Below are 17,727 nucleotides of genomic sequence, written 5' to 3'. Positions count from 1 at the left end.
ACTTCCTATGAAAACGATTTATGCACTTATTTTTAGCTTGTTTTTTACTGCTACGATTCATGCGCAATGCCTGGAGGAGCTCACCACACCGGTCTCGGCAGATTGGTCAGCGGCTCATTTTCTGTCTGCTGAGCAGGGTTGGCTGACAGGCGAATCGGGGCAGGTACTGCAAACCACGAACGGCGGTCAATCCTGGGCCCTGGCTGATCTCCGTACCCATGTAAACCTTCGGGGGCTTACCTTCCTGGGGCAGGCTATGGGCTGGGTTGTAGGCGAGAGTGGTGTCATCCGAAGAACTACTGATGGAGGCTTGTCCTGGCAGCAGCAGTTCAGCCCTGTCGGTGCGGACCTGAACAGCGTCGATTTTGCCTTCAGTAATTTAGGGCTTGTGGCAGGAGATTGCGGCACACTGCTTCGCACTATAAACGGCGGTACCGCCTGGACCTGGGTAGATGCCGGTACGCCTAACAACCTGAACGTTGTCAGATGGGTGAATGCGCAGACCGTTCTGGCTGCGGGTGAGGGTGGCGTGTTGCTTCGAAGCACTAATGGCGGTCAAACCTGGAACAGCTTAGGCGGTACAGGCACCGGAGACCACTACGCCCTGGAAATTCAGGGCAATGAAGTGTGGCTGTCTGGAGCGGGCGGTACTTACTACTCAGATAATGCCGGCCTTAGCTGGGAATGGCTGGACGGTCGGCGCTTTCATGCGCTGGCGGCTGATGGCAGCGGTGCTGTTGTTGGAGCCGGGCAGGATGGGCTGGTGGCTGCTAGTACGGATGGTGGCCAATCCTGGGATAACCTTGAGCTGATCCCGGGCGTGGACTGGTCGGCGGTGGCGCTCACCGGCACCCGGTCGGGCTATCTTGCGGGTAGCGGAGGTACCGTAGTCGCGTTCCGGTGGATAAAGGCGGCTGCATCAGGTCCTGTCTCGGTGTGTACCGGGGAGACTGTACAGCTTAATGCAGAAGCAATTCCTGGAAACCCAACGTATCTATGGGAAGGCCCAAACGGCATTATTGGCACAGGCTCGTCAGTCAGTCTGCTGCCTGCAAGCGCCGGCGACAACTGGTATGTATTAAGTGTGGAAGAAGATGGGTGTGTCGCTAAGGATTCTCTTTTGTTACAGGTTCTTCCTGCCCCTGAAGTCAATCTGGGCAGTGACGTTGCCCTGTGCGAAGGTGAAACTTTGCTGCTGGCCGGCCCGGATGATGTGGTGAGTTATGCATGGAGCGATGGGAGCGGGAATGCTGAGCTGGAGGTCGCTACTACAGGAATCTACAGCCTCACAGTGGTAAATGCGTTTGGCTGCACCGATTCAGATATGGTTGCGGTGGAAGTACAGGAAAATGGTACCCTATTGCTGGATACCCTGCTTTGTTCTGGTGAATTTCTGGAGGTCAACGGCAACTTTTACGATGAGTTCAACCCTGTTGGAACTGAGGTGCTCCCCGGCGCTGCCGTCAACGGTTGTGATTCCCTGATTTTGGTGCAAATTGAGTATTCTATCACGGAACCCATTACATTAGATACTATGGTATGTGCTTCAGGTTTTCCATTTATGTACGAAAATATAGAAGTGGATGGCTCTGGAGATTATTTTACACAAATCCTCAATGCTGATGGTTGCCCTCAGATGATTTTTTTGAGCGTGCAGGCGCTTCAGAGCTATAATGTGTCATTTGAGGCTTCCTTTTGTGAAGGCGGATTTTATGTATGGAATGAACAAATATTGACCAATCCCGGCACCTACATACGTGATTTTACCGCTACAGATGGCTGCGACAGCACCGTCACGCTCATTCTTACAGAAGCACCTGCTGCTGAAACCAACCTTGAGTTATCAGTATGCGAAGGGGAAACAGTCATGGTGGGCGACATGGATTTTGATGCTACAGGAACCTACGAAGTCGTGTTAAATGGAGCTGCCGGGTGTGATTCCATCGTAAATTTAGCGCTAACGGTTTTTCCAAATGATTTAGCTACAGAAACGGCGGAAATCTGCGATGGCGAGACCTACACCTGGGAGGGTATGATGCTAAGTGAGCCCGGGCAGTATCAGTTGGTTTACACCAATGCTCAGGGCTGTGACAGTATTCGGGTACTTGACTTGGCGGTTTTTCCTAACCCTGAACTATTTATCGTGGATACCCTGCCGGACAACGGTAGTGGGAATGGCGCGGCAGTACTGGACGTCCTTCAGGGGCAGCCACCATTCAGTGTAAGCTGGAGTAATGGAGGCGTGGGGCTGGTGCAGACCGGACTGTTGGCTGGCAACTATACGGTAACGGTGACGGATGGTAATGACTGTTCGGATACTCTTTCAGTGACGGTCCCGATGACGACGAGCCTGCGTGAGGTGGGCCTGCAAAAGGTGTCGGTATGGCCCAACCCTGGTACGGGGCAGCTTTGGGTTGAGTTGCCTGGGACATGGGATGTCGGGGCCGTGCAGCTTGTCTTGTACAATGCTCTGGGGGCGCAAGTCAGGGCTTGGGAAGGGCAGGAAGTTCAGCAGGCTTTGGATCTGGGAGCACCCAATGGTGCCTATTTGCTGATGATTCAGTACCGGGAGTACCGGCAGATGCAAAAGGTTATTATTGCGGATTAGGAAATACATTGTAAAATTCAAAACCTTTCTTATCTTTGCACCCGCTAAAAGACAATGGTGTAAGCAGTTTTGGCTTCCAATACAGCATTCATCAGCATTTTGGCTGTAAAGTAACCTTCGGCAGAAGCGCCGGAGTTTTTTGATTATATTATTAATATGTCTGATCCAATGAAAAATTACGAAGTAACTTTCATCGTAGACCCGGTGCTGTCGAGGGAGGAAATCGAAGCGACAGCTCAGACATATGTCGATCACCTCAAAAATGAGGGTTGCCAGATCGTACATGTGGACGAAATGGGGTTGCGCCAATTGGCTTATCCAATTAACCGCCGAACCTCCGGGATTTACTACTGCATTGAATTCGAAGCGCCTAACGGCGAACTGATTGACGTGATGGAACTGGCGCTGCGCCGCGACGAGCGCATCATGCGTTTCCTCACTGCCGCACTCGACAAATACGGTGTGAAGTACAATGCAGACAAGCGTGCCGGAAAGATCGGCAAAGTAAAGAAAAAAGCGAAGAAGAGCGACGACCGCAAGGACAGCCGCCGCGACAATCGCAAGAAGGACGAGAAGCGCAAGCCGGCTCCTAAGAAAGAGGAAGCTGCTGCTAAAAGCGAAGAAGAAGAATAGTCGTCCACCCCATTTGTTTAATTCTAAAGTTGAAAGATCATGGCATCCAGAGACGATATTAAGTTCCTCAGCAATCCTAAAATTGGTCAGAAGCGCGACAAGTACTGCCGCTTCCGTAAGTTTGGCATTAAGTACATCGACTACAAAGATGCAGACTTCCTGACTCAGTTCGTTAACGAGCAGGGCAAGATTTTGCCTCGCCGCATCACCGGCAACTCCCTGAAGTACCAGCGTAAAGTGGCTACTGCAGTGAAGCGTGCCCGTCACCTGGCGCTGATGCCTTACGTGACTGACTTGCTGAAGTAATTTTTTGGCCCTCTAAATTTTTGAAAGATGGATATCATTCTGTTAAAAGATATAGATAAGGTAGGCGATAAGCACGAGCTCGTTAGCGTTAAGCCGGGTTATGCGCGCAACTACCTCATCCCTCAGGGACTGGCCCTTGTTGCCAACGACGCCAACCGCGCTAAGCTCGATGAGATCAAGCGCAAAGAGGAAGAAGAACTGGCAGCCCGTAAGGCTGAGTTCGTCGAAATGGCGGATAACCTGAAAGGTAAAGTGCTGAAAATCGGCGCTAAAGCTGGCACAAGCGGTAAAATCTTCGGTAGCGTAACCAACGTACAGCTGGCTGCTGCGCTGAAGGACCAAATGGGTATCGAAGTGGACCGCCGCCGCGTTATCCTGCCGGAAGACGATATTAAAACCCTCGGCGCTTATGTCGCTGAGCTGAAACTCCACCCGGAAGTGGATATCAAAGTAAACTTCGAGGTTGTAGAAGAATAAGCTACGCCTCAGGTGCTTGGTTCGGTGCGCCGGGGCTATCCCCAGTTCACCAGCCGAAACAATCTACATTTAGAGCCATTTGTCTTACCTGGTAGGGCAAATGGCTTTTTACTTTCTAGAAGCCGAGCTTCCCACCGTGCACTTTCAGCCACTTTTCCTTCTCCTTGTAATCGGGCATCGCATCGGAGACCAGCTTCCAAAACCGAGGCGAGTGGTTCATCTCAATACGATGCGCCAACTCGTGGATGATGACATAGTCGATTACATCATCCGGTGCAAACAGCAGGCGCGTGGATAGGTTAATATTGCCTTTTGAGGAGCAGCTCCCCCAATTGCTGTGGTTGTACTTCAAGCGGACCTCCCCGATGTTCTGCTGGAAAAACCGGTCGTTTAAATCGTCGACCCGGCGGGTGATTTCCGGTAGAAAATCCTGCGCTACGATACGGCTCAGTAGATGCTGCAGGCGCTTGGTAAATTCCGGCACCTGATCATGGTGGCTGAGCTTCAGGGCAATGGTGCCGTCCGGGAGCAACTTGCCCGAGTGGGTTTTCCGGTCTTCATAGGTGATCGCTAACCGGTACTGTTTTTTTCCAACTTCAAGGGTATCCCCATCCTGATACGCCCGGTGCCCGAAGTGGCGGTTGATCCTATCACTTTTGGCTACTTGTTCGTGGAGCCAGTCTTTAAACCAGTTCAGGTGTCTTTCTTCTTCGCGGGCATGTAATCCGTGGGGCATACGCAAAAAGGCTGCCGTTTTGCCGATGCTTGCCCGGACGTTGTGCCGGTACTCTTTGTAGATGCGCACGGGGACTGTGGTACCCCCGATATCGAGGGTCAATTGCTGTAGAGTGGGCTTGGCCTTGTTGCGTTTCCGTCTCATGGGGGCTAAGTTACAGATTTCTTTGGTTGCTGTTTATGGAGGTAGGGGCACAGATTAGACGGATTGCGCGGATTTTCACAGATTCCGGGCGGGCCATCCAGCGGGGCGGGTCTCGTTGAGCAGATCAGTGTCATCAGTGTACTATTAACGTGGGAGGAGGATGATAATATAGATTTGAGCTTAGAGCTTTTCCTGGAAAATTTAGAACACAAGCAGGGTGGGATTTCAGCAACACCACTAAAAGCATGTCATAGTTTTTTATCCTGGGATCAGGTCAATAACAGTGTATTGTATTGATTAGGGTAAAAAGACAATATTTTTTTCAAAAAAAGCAGCACTGTGGTGTTGTATTGTATTTTGACATTGTGTATATTTATCTTGGTAAATTATTATTTCTCTGTTTAAAAATTCAACGCTATGTACTCACGCATCACGCATCACGCATCACGCATCACGCATTTTATGCATAATGCTGTTTTTTTTCTGTCTCAGTAATATTTACGGGCAATATCATCCGGTGGATACAACGGATGCATTTTTTGAAGACGCTCCTGTATTTGGTGAAACCTGCTATCCTTTGGGGAGAATTGATGGGATTCATACCCTGCACTTTGAATCTGCTGCACTTGTTTATCTGGATGGGCCCACAGAGCTATATTTTATTCAACTTATAGATTCAAACAACAATCTCTCTACCCACAAAATCTTTTTGCCATGAAATTGAAGCATTTAATTTTCACAGGAGCTTTGGTGGTCCTTACGCTCTTTGCCTGCCAAAAAGAAGAACCCATTGCGGAGCCCACCTGCCCGGAATGCTGGGATTGCGAAATGGTCTGTATTGACCTGCAGTGTGAATGCCCGGAAGGCTCGATTGAGAATTGGTTTGAGGCATGGGGACCATTGGAAGATAGTATGTCACCACGGAAGTTTTGCATTGAGCCAAACCTGAAAACCTTTATCGCAGAGTTGGAACCCATTGGTTGCCTGGATACCTTTGCTATTACTTTTACTCAGGAACCGTTGACCGAAATTGATTCGTTCAGTAATCAGAATGGTCCTGGTGCAGCGACTTCCTTCAAAGTAGAGCGTCCAGACAGGATCCGCCCTGAGGAAGTAGATTATACGCTTTTTTACAACGAAGTGGGAGCGCTGGAATTATATTTCTTCCAGTTTCCTCCCAACACAGGTGGAGAGCAGTTCCGATTTGAAAATTGCACCGATTTCGACGCAAATGGTGAGCGAATTGGTTTTGCCGTTCCTAGTTTTCAAGGGGTGTTTATTCATCCTGATACCATACGTGGCCAGTTGATATTCAGTGGATATGGCACTTTTGAATACCTAGATAGTTTACATGTCGAGTTAGATTTAATACGCACAGTACCCTACGAAGAAGACTAAAGGGACTAACTTAGCGAGTTTTAATTAGGGCAGCAGCTTCAGTTCAGGGGGTGCTGCTCTCCTATTTTCGCTCTGTTTTGAGGTTTTCTCATTTTTGAGCTCCCTATGTTTGACTTCTCTGTTTATAGAATACTTTGGGCTAAAAAAGAGTGCCCTAGTGGCTTAAGACATAAGTTTCTGACAATTTAAATGAGAGGTTCCCGGTCCTTGTCGAAGCCTTTAAATTTCCATTTTAGAGGTTTAGCCAAGCACTCATTGTAAAAAGCCACGTAGGCTTCTATTTTGATTTGTAGCTCTTCGACTGAAGAAAAATTGCCATTGCTAATCACATGACGCTGCAGCTTAGCGAACCAATTTTCGATTGGGTTGAGCCAGGAGCAATGCTTGGGCGTGAAGACAAATCTGATACGGTGCTCTTCTTTTTCCAGGAAACGCCTACGAGTTACCATGTTTTTTAAGATGCCCTCCCGGCCTTTTGTGCCCAGGCCTTCATCATACCCTTCGCACTCGGCAATCCAGCGGACCAGCGATTCCGACATATGGGTATTGAGCTGGTCGGACAAAATAATAACCTGGTCCATTTCTGGCAGTGCATGGACGGTGCATTTGATGAAGTCAGCATAATCTGTTTCATCCCGAGTGTCTCCCATACGGTAATTGATGACCTGGCCATTTTCCACGTTGTTAGCGGCAATCAGCGTCGTTGTACCGTGACGGATGTACTCATATTCCACCCGTTGGTGTGCCCCCTTGCTTTTGGGGGCTGCACCTTTGGCACGCTCTATAGCCTGGATACCCGTTTTTTCGTCGATGCTTATGACATGGCGGTTGGGGTGCTTGCGCAGCACAGAATCGAGAATGAACTGGCAAACCAAAGCAACCCTGAGCACGAAGGCTCCCCAATCTTCGATCTTTGGGAATAGCCAATACTCTGATTTATGAGGCTGAAGAGGGCTGCTTTTTTAAAATCCTCCCTACTTGCCGGGAGGAAATACTGGCCACGATGCCTTTCGCTATGGCAACTTTGGCCAGCATCTCGTGCGTCCAATCAGCCATTTCTACCTGGTAATCGGCTGGGGGCTCGCAGGCTAGGGCTATGATCTGTTTTTCCTGGGCTAAGGTGATGGTTTTCGGCGCTCCCGAACGAGGCGAGTCTTTTAACGTACTGATTAAACGTTTGCGTAAATCCAAGGGGCTCACTTCTTGATTCTCCAAATACGATTCATAGGATACCAAATTATCATAGTCTGCCTCCCAGCGCCTGCGCCAGGATTTTACCGTATTCAGTGAAATATCCAGTTCCCTTTTGATGTGGGAATTGCTTTGTCCTTGATTGGCCATTAGCAATAGCTTGATGCGCTTGGCTAGTTGCTGGCTTGTCGTATGCCGGCGCCCTATATCCTGCAATATCTCCTTTTGTAGTAGAGTCATCGGGATTGGGGCAGCCGGTGCTTGGCCTCTTCCCATGGTATTTTCTGTCAAAGAACGTTTAAAATTATCAATTATTTATGTCTTAAGCCACTAGGCTAGCATTTCCTTACTGTAAACGTAGGAGATTCCTGTTCTCAGGCAGGGGGCGGTAGGATATTGTTTCTTTTGTTAGTGTGATCAGCGTCATCAGTGTACCCGTGTCGTGCGTGGCATGAGGGAACACAGATTGGACGGATTTGCGCAGATTTGCACGGATTTCCGGGCGGGCCCTCCAGCGGGGCGGGTCTCGTTGAGCAGATCAGTGTCATCAGTAAGATCAGCGTCATCAGTGTACCCGTGTCGTGCGTGGCATGAGGGAACACAGATTGGACGGATTTGCGCAGATTTGCACGGATTTCCGGGCGGGCCATCCAGCGGGGCGGGACTCGTTGGGCAGATCAGTGTGATCAGTCAGATCAGCGTCATCAGTGTACTATTATCGTGCGTGGCGGGTTGTAACACGGATTAGACTGATTGCGCGGATTTGCACTGATTCCGGGAAGGTCCTCCAGCGGGGCGGCACCGAATTGCAAAAGATAAACCTAAATGTAGGGGAACATCCTAAGGCTTCCCCAAAACACCTTCAATTACCAGTTTCAGGCTATCCACTCCAGGCTTGGGGGCAGACATATCAATGACCTCACGAGACCGGCCCAACAAGGCATAGGACGGGATACTGGAAATAGAAAACAAACTGCCATAATCCGAATCCATGCCTCCCTCCACATAAACCGGGAATATATTGGGGTAGGCCGCTTGTTTGGACAAGGCGCGCTTCCAGGCCTCAAAGGAACGGTCAAAGGAAACGGTAAGGATAAGGAAGTCCGGCTGATCCGCATAGTGCTCAGCCAGAGCATGCAAATAGGGCAGTTGCTGCATGCAGGGGCCACACCACGACGCCCAGGTATCGATGTAGATGACTTTGTCTCCAAAAGCACTCAGTTGGATTGCATTTCCATTGGTGTCTACGGCAGTAAAATCAGCAGCGTAGCGCAATTGGCGGGTGGTGTAGTAATGCTGCAACGCATCCGCGTAAAGCGCCCGGTGCGGATTGTGTTTGCCCAGCTTGAAGTCCAGTAGTGCCACGGTGCTTACATCGACCACCGCACTGTAGGCTTCCCACCCTTTTTCCTGATTCAGGACTTGTGCGAGAAAGAGAGACTGCCAGTATTGCCGCTGCGTGCTGTCAGCCGATTGGGTGGCAATAAAGTCGAAAAAGGGCTGCAAACTGTTCGGTGCAGGCTGAGTTTTTGCCCATTGCAATAGTTGCTGGTCCGGTGCAGGCGTAACCTGACTGGCACCGGTAGGGGAGGAGCAGGACCAAAGCACAACCACAGATAGCAGGATAATGATAGTACGCATGGGTAAAGATTCACAAATTTGCAGCATAGCGTTAGTGAGAAAAGTCACACAACCCCACCCAACGCTTAAGTAAAATTTACCTGTCTAACTAATAAACCATCAGAAATGACCCGATTTAACGCAATTATTCTAACCGTTTTTACCCTTCTGGCCTGGTCTTGCAACGATAGCCAGCAGCAGGAAGTGGAACTTAGTGCCCCTGCCCCCTGGGTTGGGTACTGGGATTTTCAAAACTATCCCGGCCCAAATGAACGGGCATACCTCCGTGTGCCTGACGACAATGGGTTTGAGGTGACGGAGAAAAATCAAATGCTGGAATTCCGGGAGGATGGTTTTGTGCGCGAGTTTTTCTGGAACCGTTGTGCAACCGAGCCGGTCATACCTACAGGCTGGAAGGACGGTACGTGGACGCAGTCCGGAAGTGATCCGGTTGTGCTGCAGCTGACCATCGAAGGGCAGCCCCGGGCTTACGAGATTCTTGCTCTGGACGATACCAGTTTGGTCGTCCGGTCAATACAGTAAATTCATACGAAGCAATCATAGCGGGGCGGGGGAGTAGCACTTTCTGCGCCCCTTTTTTGTTTACCCAAACTTCCGCTCAAAGGACTGCATCACCTGCACCAGCGCCTGCACACTCTCTATTTCCATTGCATTGTACATAGACGCCCGGAAGCCCCCCACGGAGCGGTGCCCTTTCACACCAGAGCAGTTGGCCGCCTTGCAAAGCTGCATAAACTCATCGTTCAAATGTTCTTTGCCCTCGGCAAGGACGAAGGTGGCATTCATAGTGGAGCGGTCGGCAGGGTCCGTGACGGTACCTTTGAACATCGGGTTGCGGTCAATTTCCCGGTAGATGAGCTCGGCTTTGGCTGCATTCTTTTGCTGCATGGCAGGGATGCCGCCATTGGCTTTGATCCACCGCAGGGTCAGCATGCTTACATAAATAGGGAAGACCGGTGGGGTATTGAAAGCAGAGTCCTTTTTGACATGCGTGCGGTAGTCCAGCATGGTGGGAATGTGGCGTTTTACCTTGCCCAGTGCTTCTTTCCGGACAATAACAAGTGTGGCACCCGCCGGGCCCATATTCTTCTGCGCGCCCGCATAGATCAGGTCAAATCGGCTGACATCCACTGGTTGGCTGAAGATATCAGAGGACATATCGCCGACCATCGGCACGGAGGTCTCCGGCAGGGTTTTAAACTGCGTGCCGTAGATGGTATTGTTGGTGGTGATGTGGACGTAGGCGAGGTCCTCCGGAATCGCAAAACCCTTCGGAATGTAAGTGAAGTTATCAGGTTTGGAAGAGGCCAGGGTTTCAACAGTGCCAAAAGCCTGAGCTTCCTTAATCGCTTTGGTGGACCAACTGCCGGTGTCGATGTAGCCCGCTTTCGCATCCTGATCCAGCAGGTTCATAGCGGTCATGAAAAACTGCGAACTTGCGCCGCCCTGCAAAAACAGGATCGCATAATCATCAGGAACGTTGAGCAAATCCCTGATCAGGACATTCGCCTCTTCCATCACGGCCGTGAATTCGGGAGATCGGTGAGAAATTTCCAGAATGGATAATCCCATGCCATTGAAGTCACGTACCGCTTCTGCGGCTTGTTCAAAAACTGGAAGCGGTAGGATGGCAGGGCCGGAACTGAAGTTGTGTTTTTTCATGATCTGTTTTTCTTTCGGCAAATGTAGGTATTCAACGAAAACCTTGTACTTCATGTTGAGCGGATTTTTCCGGGGCTGCTTACCTTTTCGTCTGCTCAAGACCGGTTTTAGAAGAAAAAAGAGGCAGCGGTGCAGCTTTTGTCTGAATTTATGCTCTGTTAGTTCGTAGCAATAGGGGGCAGCAGCCTGTTATTGCATCATAAAATAGCGATCCATTTTTTACAAAACCGGGCAATTCCTGCCCAACTGAAACCACAACGATATGAAAAACCTGTTAGCCCTTTGTTTTCTAATAGTATCCGGCTTTGCGATCACAGCCTGTGCGCAGACCAATGGAAAAATGAGTAGTTCCAGTGCTGAATTGCGCGATTTTGACGGAATAGCACTGGGCATTTCGGCCGATGTTTATGTGTCGCAGGGAGAATATAATGTTGAAGTCACAGGACCTGAAAAAAGTGTTGATCAGGTTGAGCTCAATGCTAATGGTGGTACTCTTGGCATAGGCACCAAACGCGGTACCCGCAACTGGAACAGCCGGGGCGTAAAGGTATACGTCACCATGCCTAACCTGTCCTCTATTGCCATCGGTGGGTCCGGTGATGTAAAAGTGAAGGAGAACTTTAATGACATGAAAAACCTGGAAATTTCCATCGGTGGCTCAGGTAATGTGGAAATTGCCGGGAAAGCCAAAAGCATTGAGGTCAGTGTTGCTGGCAGTGGCGATGTGGACGCTTCAGGCGTTGACGCAGACCGGGCTGAAATTAGCATCGCCGGCAGTGGTAATGTCAAAGTGGGGACAGTTGATAAGCTGGAGGCTAGTATTGCTGGCAGTGGTGACGTTTACTACAAAGGGAACCCATCCGTGAAGAAAAGCGTAGTAGGCAGCGGCGATATCCGCAAGCTGTAGTTTTAAGGGGACCGGAAAGAGCTTGAGGGGGTAAATCTGTAGTAACGGATTTGCCCCTGTTGCTTTTTGGTGGGCTTTCATTCAAATTAGCTCAATTTTTTTGGAAGGATACCGTATGTATAACCAATTGCACAAAAAACAGAAAGTGACCACCGGCTATCAATCCCAGGGGGTAACCCTCTGCATTTAAGTGCGATAGCTGCTGGGGTGGAGCTTCCCGCTCTGCTCCAGCTTATCCACGAATGCTGCAAGGCTATTCAAGTTGTGCAATTTGTTAGGCACACAAGGATTCCGTTAGCCCTTTATAATTTACCCCAAATCCGTACCTTAGGCAGTCCAGCAATACTTCATCCTTATGCTCGACCGCTTTCCGCACTACCCCCAGCACGATGCCATGGACTGTGGGCCTGCCTGCCTGCGCATGATCGCCCGGCATTACGGGCAGCATTATACGCTTGCAGAACTGCGTGCCCGGGCATATGTGGACCGCGAGGGCGTCTCAATGGCGGGCCTGGTGGAAGCCGCCGAGTCCATTGGAATGCGGCCATTACCGGTAAAATTACCGCTGGAAAGCACAGCGGAACGCCTGGGCATTGATCAGGCCCCATTGCCCCTGATTGCACATTGGGAGCAACGGCATTTCGTGGTCGTCTACAAACTATCTAAACAGCACGTTTGGATTGCCGACCCGGCAGCTGGGAAACGGAAAATCACACGCTCAGCGTTTAACCGCCACTGGGCCAGCGATGGGGACGAGGGGCTGGCTTTGCTCCTGGAGCCACAGCCTGCTTTTTACGAAGAGGAAGGCATGCCCTCCGCGCAATCCGCGCCCCTGAATTATCTCCTGCAGTACCTGCGCCCTTATCGGCCTTACTTCGTGCAGCTGGTCTTTGGGCTTATCCTGGGTAGCATTTTTCAACTGCTTTTTCCCTTTTTGACCCAGGCGATCGTTGATATTGGTATCCGCAATGCTGATCTTTCCTTTATCAACCTGATTTTGATTGGTCAGTTGCTGCTTTTTGCCGGCAGGCTGACCGTGAGCATCATCCAAAACAGGATACTGCTCCATCTCGGTACCCGCATTAATGTCTCCCTCATTGCAGATTTCCTGCAGCAGCTCATGCGCCTGCCTATTGCCTACTTCGATACCAAAATGACCGGCGACCTTTTGCAGCGCATTGGCGACCACCGGCGCATTGAGCAATTCCTGACCACCTCCGCCCTGAGCTTTTTATTCTCGGCTTTCAGCCTGCTCATTTTTGGAGGGGTGCTGCTGGTTTACAATGTATCGATCTTCCTCATTTTCCTGACCGGCAGCCTGCTCTACCTGGGGTGGATCCTCATTTATTTGAATAAGCGGCAGGCTATCGACCACGCTCGCTTCCGGCAGCTATCGGATAATCAGAGTGCGCTCATTGAGCTGATTCAGGGGATGCCTGAGATCAAGTTACAGAACAGCGGCTCCAAGCGGCGCTGGCAGTGGATGAACATCCAAACCCGCCTGTTCCGGGCTAATCTGAGGTCGCTGGATGTGGAGCAAACGCAGGATGCCGGTGCTACAGGCATATCCCAAATCAAAGATATTCTCATTACGATTCTGGCTGCAAAACTGGTTATCGAAGGACAAATGACACTGGGTATGCTGCTCGCCATCCAATTTATTCTTGGGCAGGTGAATTTGCCCCTGAGCCGGCTGGCGGACTTTCTGAGGCGCTGGCAGGATGCCCGTTTGAGCCTGGACCGCCTGTTGGAAGTACAATCGGAAACGCCCGAGGAAACCCTTTCAGATGGAGCGCCGGTTTGGGATGGTCTGCCGGAGCGCCGGGATATTCAGATTCGGGACCTGAGTTTTCGGTACAATCCGCTTGCCGAATGGGTGCTCGAAGACATCAACCTGGATATTCCGGAGGGCAAAGTCACGGCCATTGTTGGGGTGAGCGGAAGTGGGAAAACGACATTGGTCAAATTGTTACTGGGCTTCTACGAGCCGGAGCAGGGGCAAATCCGTGTCGGCGGTCAGCCGCTGAGCGGATTGCGCAAATCCCGGTGGCGGTCAGCCTGCGGGGCCGTGCTTCAGGATGGATTTATCTTTTCGGATACCATCGCCAATAATATTGCGGAAAGCAGCCCCACCGTAGACCCGGAGCGCCTCCTGAAAGCGGTGGAGCTGGCCAATTTGAAGCCCTTTGTTGATGGCCTGCCGCTACGGTACAATACCAGAATCGGCGCTATGGGCAACGGCATCAGTCAGGGGCAGCGGCAGCGGCTGCTTATCGCCCGCGCTATCTACAAAACTCCTGATTTTCTGTTCTTTGATGAGGCCACCAACGCACTCGATGCCAATAATGAACGCGAAATCGTCAATAACCTGGACCGCTTTTTCGAGGGCCGGACCGTTGTAGTGGTAGCCCACCGCCTCAGTACAGTAAGCCAGGCTGACCAAATTGTGGTGCTGGATCAGGGAAAAATTGCAGAGCGGGGCACACATGAAGCATTAGTCGCCCGCAAAGGCGTTTATTACCAATTGGTTAAGAATCAACTAGAACTCGGACAATAATGCCAGGGACCTCACCTTCAAACCACGCACAATCGGATGCCGGCGGCGGGCGGGCAGCCGTTCAGGAAATGCTGGGTGCACCTCCGGGCTGGGCTTTGCGTTGGGGGATTTCGGCGGTATTCGCAGCGGTGGTCCTGCTGTTGGCAGGGGCATGGCTGATTCGCTACCCGGATACCGTAACAGCCGAGGTCGTACTGACCACGCCACAGCCTGCCATTCGCATCGTGGCGCCCCGTGGTGGGAAATTACAGCGACTGATGGTGAAAGACGGTGAAATAGTTCAGCCCGGTCAAACGCTTGCTGTACTGGAGAATCCCGCAGTATTGGAGGAGGTTCAAATCCTACAGCAATGGCTGGAAAAGGATACCCTCAAAAGCTCTGTCCCCGATCTCCGTCTTGGTACATTGCAAGCTCCGGCGGCGCAGCTGCAGCGCAACCGGGAGGCCTATCAGTTTTTCCTTCGCCGGTCAGACTGGGCGAAACGGATTCGCTCTCTGCGGAACCAGCAGGAGCAGTTGGTGGCGCTTTCGGCAGCACAGGCCCAAAAACTGGAAGTCCTGCAGGCAGAACGGGACCTGGCGCAGGCCAACTTCAAACGCAATGAAGCCCTTGCTGCTTCCGGGAATGTCAGTCAGCTCGATAAGGAACAAGCGCAGTTGGCGGTGCTCCGGCTGGAGCGGGAAATACGCGAAGTGGAAGCCGAGCGACTGCGCAATGCCCTGGAGGCAGAACGGAACAACGCCCTGCTCATCACCCTGCAACAGGAGCAACAAAACAGCGCGCAGAATCTGAAACTGGCCTGCGAAGAAAGCAAAGCCAATCTGAAAGCCGCAGTGGAAACCTGGCAGCAAAACAATTTACTTCGGGCCGAAATAGCAGGCCGGGTGGCTTTCCAACAACCGCTCACCGCAGGGCAGTATTTGGAAGAAGGGCAATTGGTGATGACGGTGCTTCCGGCCTCAGGAGCGCGTGATGTGGCCCTGGCTCGTGGCTATCTGCCCGCTCAGAATGCCGGTCGGGTGGATACAGGGATGCAGGCTCGCTTATTTCTGGATGCTTATCCGGAGCAGCAGTATGGTGCGATCAGGGCTGAAGTCCGCCACATAGCGCCCATCCCGGAGCAGCAGGCTTACTATATTGAGCTCGCGCTTACAGCAGGACTGCAAACGACCTACGGGCAGGAGGTGCCCTTTTCACAGGAACTCTCGGCCCATGCCAACATCATTACCGAAGACCGGCGGCTGCTGTTCCGCCTTTTTGATCAGTTGAGGAGTTTGTGGGAAAATTATTGATTAACTTATCCTGCTCCAGCCCCTCAGCTTCTTCCCATGCTTATCCAGGTACCAAACGATAGGGTGGTGCTCCGGGCGCTCAAACTTGGGGTCATCATCCAGGATGCGGGCGGCGACCTCCCGGGCTGTTTGCAGAATGCGCCCATCCTTAGCCAGGTCGGCAATGCGGAAGTTGAGAATGCCGCTCTGCTGCGTGCCCTCGATATTGCCCGGGCCCCGGAGGCGGAGGTCTGCTTCTGCGATATCAAAGCCGTTGTTGGTGCGGACCATGGTTTGAATGCGCTCTTTGCTCTCCTTGCTGAGCTTAAAACTCGACATCAGGATGCAGAAAGACTGCTCGGCGCCACGCCCTACGCGCCCCCTCAGCTGATGGAGCTGTGACAGCCCGAAACGCTCCGTATTTTCGATCACCATAACGGATGCATTCGGCACATTTACACCCACTTCAATCACGGTGGTGGCTACCATGATCTGGGTTTTGCCTTCTACAAAGCGCTGCATTTCGAAGTCCTTGTCGGCTGGCTTCATGCGGCCGTGCACCACGCTGATTTGGTAGTTGGGCGGTGGGAATTCCCGCCTCAGGGCTTCGTACCCGTCCTGTAAGTTTTGCAGGTCCAGGGTTTCAGATTCTTCAATGAGGGGGTAGACTACATAGACCTGCCTGCCCTTCGCAATCTCTTCTTTCATAAAGCCAAGCACCCGCAACCGGTTGTTTTCGGTTTTGTGCAGGGTTTGAATGGCTTTGCGCCCGGGTGGCAGCTCATCAATAACGGATACGTTGAGGTCACCGTAAAGGGTCATCGCGAGGGTACGCGGTATGGGCGTCGCCGTCATCACAAGGACATGGGGAGGGTAGGGGCTGCTCTTTTTCCAGAGTTTCGCCCGCTGCGCCACGCCAAAGCGGTGTTGTTCATCGGTGATAGCCAGCCCCAGGTTTTGGAAGACGACAGGGGGCTCGAGCAGGGCATGCGTGCCGATTAGGATGTGGATCTCTCCGTTTTTTAGGGCTTCGAGCAGGACCTTGCGTTTTTTCCCCTTTACGCTGCCAGATAAAAAGCCGACCTGCAGGTCCATCCCTTCAAGGTATTCGCTGATAGAATTATAGTGCTGCTGGGCCAGGATTTCAGTAGGTGCCATCAGGCAGGCCTGGAAGCCATTGTCAATAGCCAGTAGCATGGTCATGAGACCCACGATGGTTTTGCCACTGCCCACATCGCCCTGCAGCAGCCGGTTCATTTGGATGCCTTTGCCCAGGTCTCGGCGGATTTCCTTCAGGACCCGCTTTTGGGCGCCGGTCAGTTCGAAGGGTAATTTGTGGTTGAAAAAGTGCATGAAGTGCTCACCCACCTGTTCGAAATTGAACCCCCGGATCGCGTCCCGTCGCCGTCGGATTTGCAGGAGGCGAAGTTGCAGGAAGAAGAGTTCTTCAAACTTCAGGCGGTTGCGGGCCTGCTGCAGTTGTTCCTCGGACTTTGGAAAGTGGATGGTACGCATGGTATCGTAGCGGGAAGGGAAGCGGAACTTTTTGACGATGTAGGGCGGCAGGTTTTCCGGGAGGTCTTCAGGTTGAAGCTTATCCAGGAGGGCCGCCATCATCCGGCGTCGGTTGCGGGCATCTACCCCCTTGGTGTTTAGCTTTTCGGTACTGGGGTATACCGGAGCGAAGCTCGCCGCTTTTTTGATCTTTTCGGGATTGGCAATTTCCATTTCCGGGTGAGGGATGCTCAGCTGGTCCCGGAATGCATTGACCCGGCCATAGATGACATACTCTTTTCCAACCTCCAGCTGCTTTTCCAAATAGCTGACACCAGAGAACCATACCAGGTCGATAGCGCCCGTTTCATCCCGGAAGCGGCCGGTCAGGCGTTTTTTCCTGCCCTCCCCAACGGGTACAAGTCGGCGCAGTACACCGCGGAGCTGCACTTCCCCGCTTTCCTGGTGCAAGGTGTTGATTTTGTGGAACTGGGTTTTATCGATATAGCGGTGCGGGTACTGTTGCAGCAGGTCCCCACAGGTGAAGATGCCCAGCTCTTTGTTGAGTAGCTCTGCGCGCTTTGGGCCCACGCCCTTTAGGTAGGATATGTCAGAATCGAGGGTATTCATGTGGCGCCATCAAAAATAGCAACTTTTTAGTAGTTTTTGCAACCGCTAATGGAACTCTGAAGTGGCAGTTTT

General features: G+C 51.7%; 15 protein-coding genes. 9 read left to right on the top strand and 6 right to left on the bottom strand.

The genetic code is table 11. The annotated features are described in order from the left end of the window. Positions 1-7: 7 nt before the first annotated feature. From IX84_RS28975 to rplI, 4 genes are all read left to right on the top strand, one after another. Positions 8-2,608: a YCF48-related protein gene (locus tag IX84_RS28975; protein WP_044229719.1), complete on the top strand. Its 2,601-nt coding sequence runs from the start codon at positions 8-10 to the stop codon at positions 2,606-2,608. A 168-nt stretch (positions 2,609-2,776) separates the two neighbouring features. Further along, on the top strand, positions 2,777-3,241 hold the full coding sequence (gene rpsF / locus IX84_RS28970) for a 30S ribosomal protein S6 (protein ID WP_044229715.1): 465 nt from the start codon (positions 2,777-2,779) through the stop codon (positions 3,239-3,241). Between the two features lie 39 nt (positions 3,242-3,280). Further along, a complete protein-coding gene (gene rpsR, locus IX84_RS28965; RefSeq protein WP_044229713.1) occupies positions 3,281-3,547 on the top strand; it encodes a 30S ribosomal protein S18 in 267 nt (88 codons plus the stop codon). 27 nt (positions 3,548-3,574) lie between these two features. After that, a complete protein-coding gene (gene rplI, locus IX84_RS28960) occupies positions 3,575-4,024 on the top strand; it encodes a 50S ribosomal protein L9 (protein ID WP_044229711.1) in 450 nt (149 codons plus the stop codon). Between the two features lie 115 nt (positions 4,025-4,139). Here the strand turns inward: rplI and IX84_RS31720 are convergent, their stop codons facing one another. Beyond that, positions 4,140-4,904, bottom strand: a complete 765-nt coding sequence (locus IX84_RS31720) for a M48 family metallopeptidase (protein ID WP_052516497.1) — start codon at positions 4,902-4,904, stop codon at positions 4,140-4,142. Between the two features lie 714 nt (positions 4,905-5,618). On the opposite strand from IX84_RS31720, the gene IX84_RS28945 reads away from it, so the two are divergent. Beyond that, entirely contained in the window at positions 5,619-6,302 is a 684-nt protein-coding gene (locus IX84_RS28945) for a hypothetical protein (protein WP_044229706.1), read from the top strand. 185 nt (positions 6,303-6,487) lie between these two features. Here IX84_RS28945 and IX84_RS28940 read toward each other — a convergent pair whose 3' ends face one another. From IX84_RS28940 to IX84_RS28930, 3 genes are all read right to left on the bottom strand, one after another. Further along, a complete protein-coding gene (locus IX84_RS28940) occupies positions 6,488-7,192 on the bottom strand; it encodes an IS630 family transposase (protein ID WP_052516191.1) in 705 nt (234 codons plus the stop codon). A gap of 46 nt (positions 7,193-7,238) precedes the next feature. Next, positions 7,239-7,784, bottom strand: coding sequence for a helix-turn-helix domain-containing protein (locus tag IX84_RS28935; protein WP_152605135.1), 546 nt, complete (start codon positions 7,782-7,784; stop codon positions 7,239-7,241). Positions 7,785-8,333: 549 nt separating this feature from the next. Further along, the gene (locus IX84_RS28930) at positions 8,334-9,134 is read right to left on the bottom strand and encodes a TlpA family protein disulfide reductase (RefSeq protein WP_044229700.1); all 801 of its coding nucleotides are present in this window, start codon (positions 9,132-9,134) and stop codon (positions 8,334-8,336) included. A 105-nt stretch (positions 9,135-9,239) separates the two neighbouring features. Here IX84_RS28930 and IX84_RS28925 point away from each other — a divergent pair, with 105 nt between their 5' ends. After that, entirely contained in the window at positions 9,240-9,656 is a 417-nt protein-coding gene (locus tag IX84_RS28925; protein ID WP_044229697.1) for a hypothetical protein, read from the top strand. Positions 9,657-9,716: 60 nt separating this feature from the next. Here IX84_RS28925 and serC read toward each other — a convergent pair whose 3' ends face one another. Beyond that, positions 9,717-10,796 carry a 3-phosphoserine/phosphohydroxythreonine transaminase gene (gene serC, locus IX84_RS28920; protein ID WP_044229771.1) on the bottom strand — a complete coding sequence of 360 codons (1,080 nt, stop codon included), beginning with the start codon at positions 10,794-10,796 and terminating at the stop codon, positions 9,717-9,719. Positions 10,797-11,058: 262 nt separating this feature from the next. On the opposite strand from serC, the gene IX84_RS28915 reads away from it, so the two are divergent. From IX84_RS28915 to IX84_RS28905, 3 genes are all read left to right on the top strand, one after another. Next, positions 11,059-11,703 carry a head GIN domain-containing protein gene (locus IX84_RS28915; RefSeq protein ID WP_044229694.1) on the top strand — a complete coding sequence of 215 codons (645 nt, stop codon included), beginning with the start codon at positions 11,059-11,061 and terminating at the stop codon, positions 11,701-11,703. A gap of 355 nt (positions 11,704-12,058) precedes the next feature. Further along, positions 12,059-14,260: a peptidase domain-containing ABC transporter gene (locus tag IX84_RS28910; protein WP_044229692.1), complete on the top strand. Its 2,202-nt coding sequence runs from the start codon at positions 12,059-12,061 to the stop codon at positions 14,258-14,260. Then, the gene (locus tag IX84_RS28905; protein WP_044229689.1) at positions 14,260-15,552 is read left to right on the top strand and encodes an HlyD family secretion protein; all 1,293 of its coding nucleotides are present in this window, start codon (positions 14,260-14,262) and stop codon (positions 15,550-15,552) included. The genes IX84_RS28910 and IX84_RS28905 overlap by 1 nt, the downstream gene beginning before the upstream one ends. On the opposite strand, the gene recG is transcribed toward IX84_RS28905, so the two are convergent. Next, positions 15,553-17,655 carry an ATP-dependent DNA helicase RecG gene (gene recG, locus IX84_RS28900; RefSeq protein WP_044229686.1) on the bottom strand — a complete coding sequence of 701 codons (2,103 nt, stop codon included), beginning with the start codon at positions 17,653-17,655 and terminating at the stop codon, positions 15,553-15,555. Between the last annotated feature and the right edge of the window lie 72 nt (positions 17,656-17,727).

The organism is Phaeodactylibacter xiamenensis (assembly GCF_000759025.1).
In the GTDB taxonomy this organism is placed as follows: Bacteria; Bacteroidota; Bacteroidia; order Chitinophagales; family Saprospiraceae; genus Phaeodactylibacter; species Phaeodactylibacter xiamenensis.
The sequence above is the reverse complement of the archived record's forward strand: the minus strand, read 5'-3'. Positions and strand labels throughout refer to the sequence as shown.

What these genes read in the sequence shown, in the direction of transcription:
- IX84_RS28975 (WP_044229719.1), top strand. Translation starts at nt 8, where the DNA reads ATGAAAACGATTTATGCACTTATTTTTAGCTTGTTTTTTACTGCTACG.
- rpsF (WP_044229715.1), top strand. Translation starts at nt 2,777, where the DNA reads ATGAAAAATTACGAAGTAACTTTCATCGTAGACCCGGTGCTGTCGAGG.
- rpsR (WP_044229713.1), top strand. Translation starts at nt 3,281, where the DNA reads ATGGCATCCAGAGACGATATTAAGTTCCTCAGCAATCCTAAAATTGGT.
- rplI (WP_044229711.1), top strand. Translation starts at nt 3,575, where the DNA reads ATGGATATCATTCTGTTAAAAGATATAGATAAGGTAGGCGATAAGCAC.
- IX84_RS31720 (WP_052516497.1), bottom strand. Translation starts at nt 4,904, where the DNA reads ATGAGACGGAAACGCAACAAGGCCAAGCCCACTCTACAGCAATTGACC.
- IX84_RS28945 (WP_044229706.1), top strand. Translation starts at nt 5,619, where the DNA reads ATGAAATTGAAGCATTTAATTTTCACAGGAGCTTTGGTGGTCCTTACG.
- IX84_RS28930 (WP_044229700.1), bottom strand. Translation starts at nt 9,134, where the DNA reads ATGCGTACTATCATTATCCTGCTATCTGTGGTTGTGCTTTGGTCCTGC.
- IX84_RS28925 (WP_044229697.1), top strand. Translation starts at nt 9,240, where the DNA reads ATGACCCGATTTAACGCAATTATTCTAACCGTTTTTACCCTTCTGGCC.
- serC (WP_044229771.1), bottom strand. Translation starts at nt 10,796, where the DNA reads ATGAAAAAACACAACTTCAGTTCCGGCCCTGCCATCCTACCGCTTCCA.
- IX84_RS28915 (WP_044229694.1), top strand. Translation starts at nt 11,059, where the DNA reads ATGAAAAACCTGTTAGCCCTTTGTTTTCTAATAGTATCCGGCTTTGCG.
- IX84_RS28910 (WP_044229692.1), top strand. Translation starts at nt 12,059, where the DNA reads ATGCTCGACCGCTTTCCGCACTACCCCCAGCACGATGCCATGGACTGT.
- IX84_RS28905 (WP_044229689.1), top strand. Translation starts at nt 14,260, where the DNA reads ATGCCAGGGACCTCACCTTCAAACCACGCACAATCGGATGCCGGCGGC.
- recG (WP_044229686.1), bottom strand. Translation starts at nt 17,655, where the DNA reads ATGAATACCCTCGATTCTGACATATCCTACCTAAAGGGCGTGGGCCCA.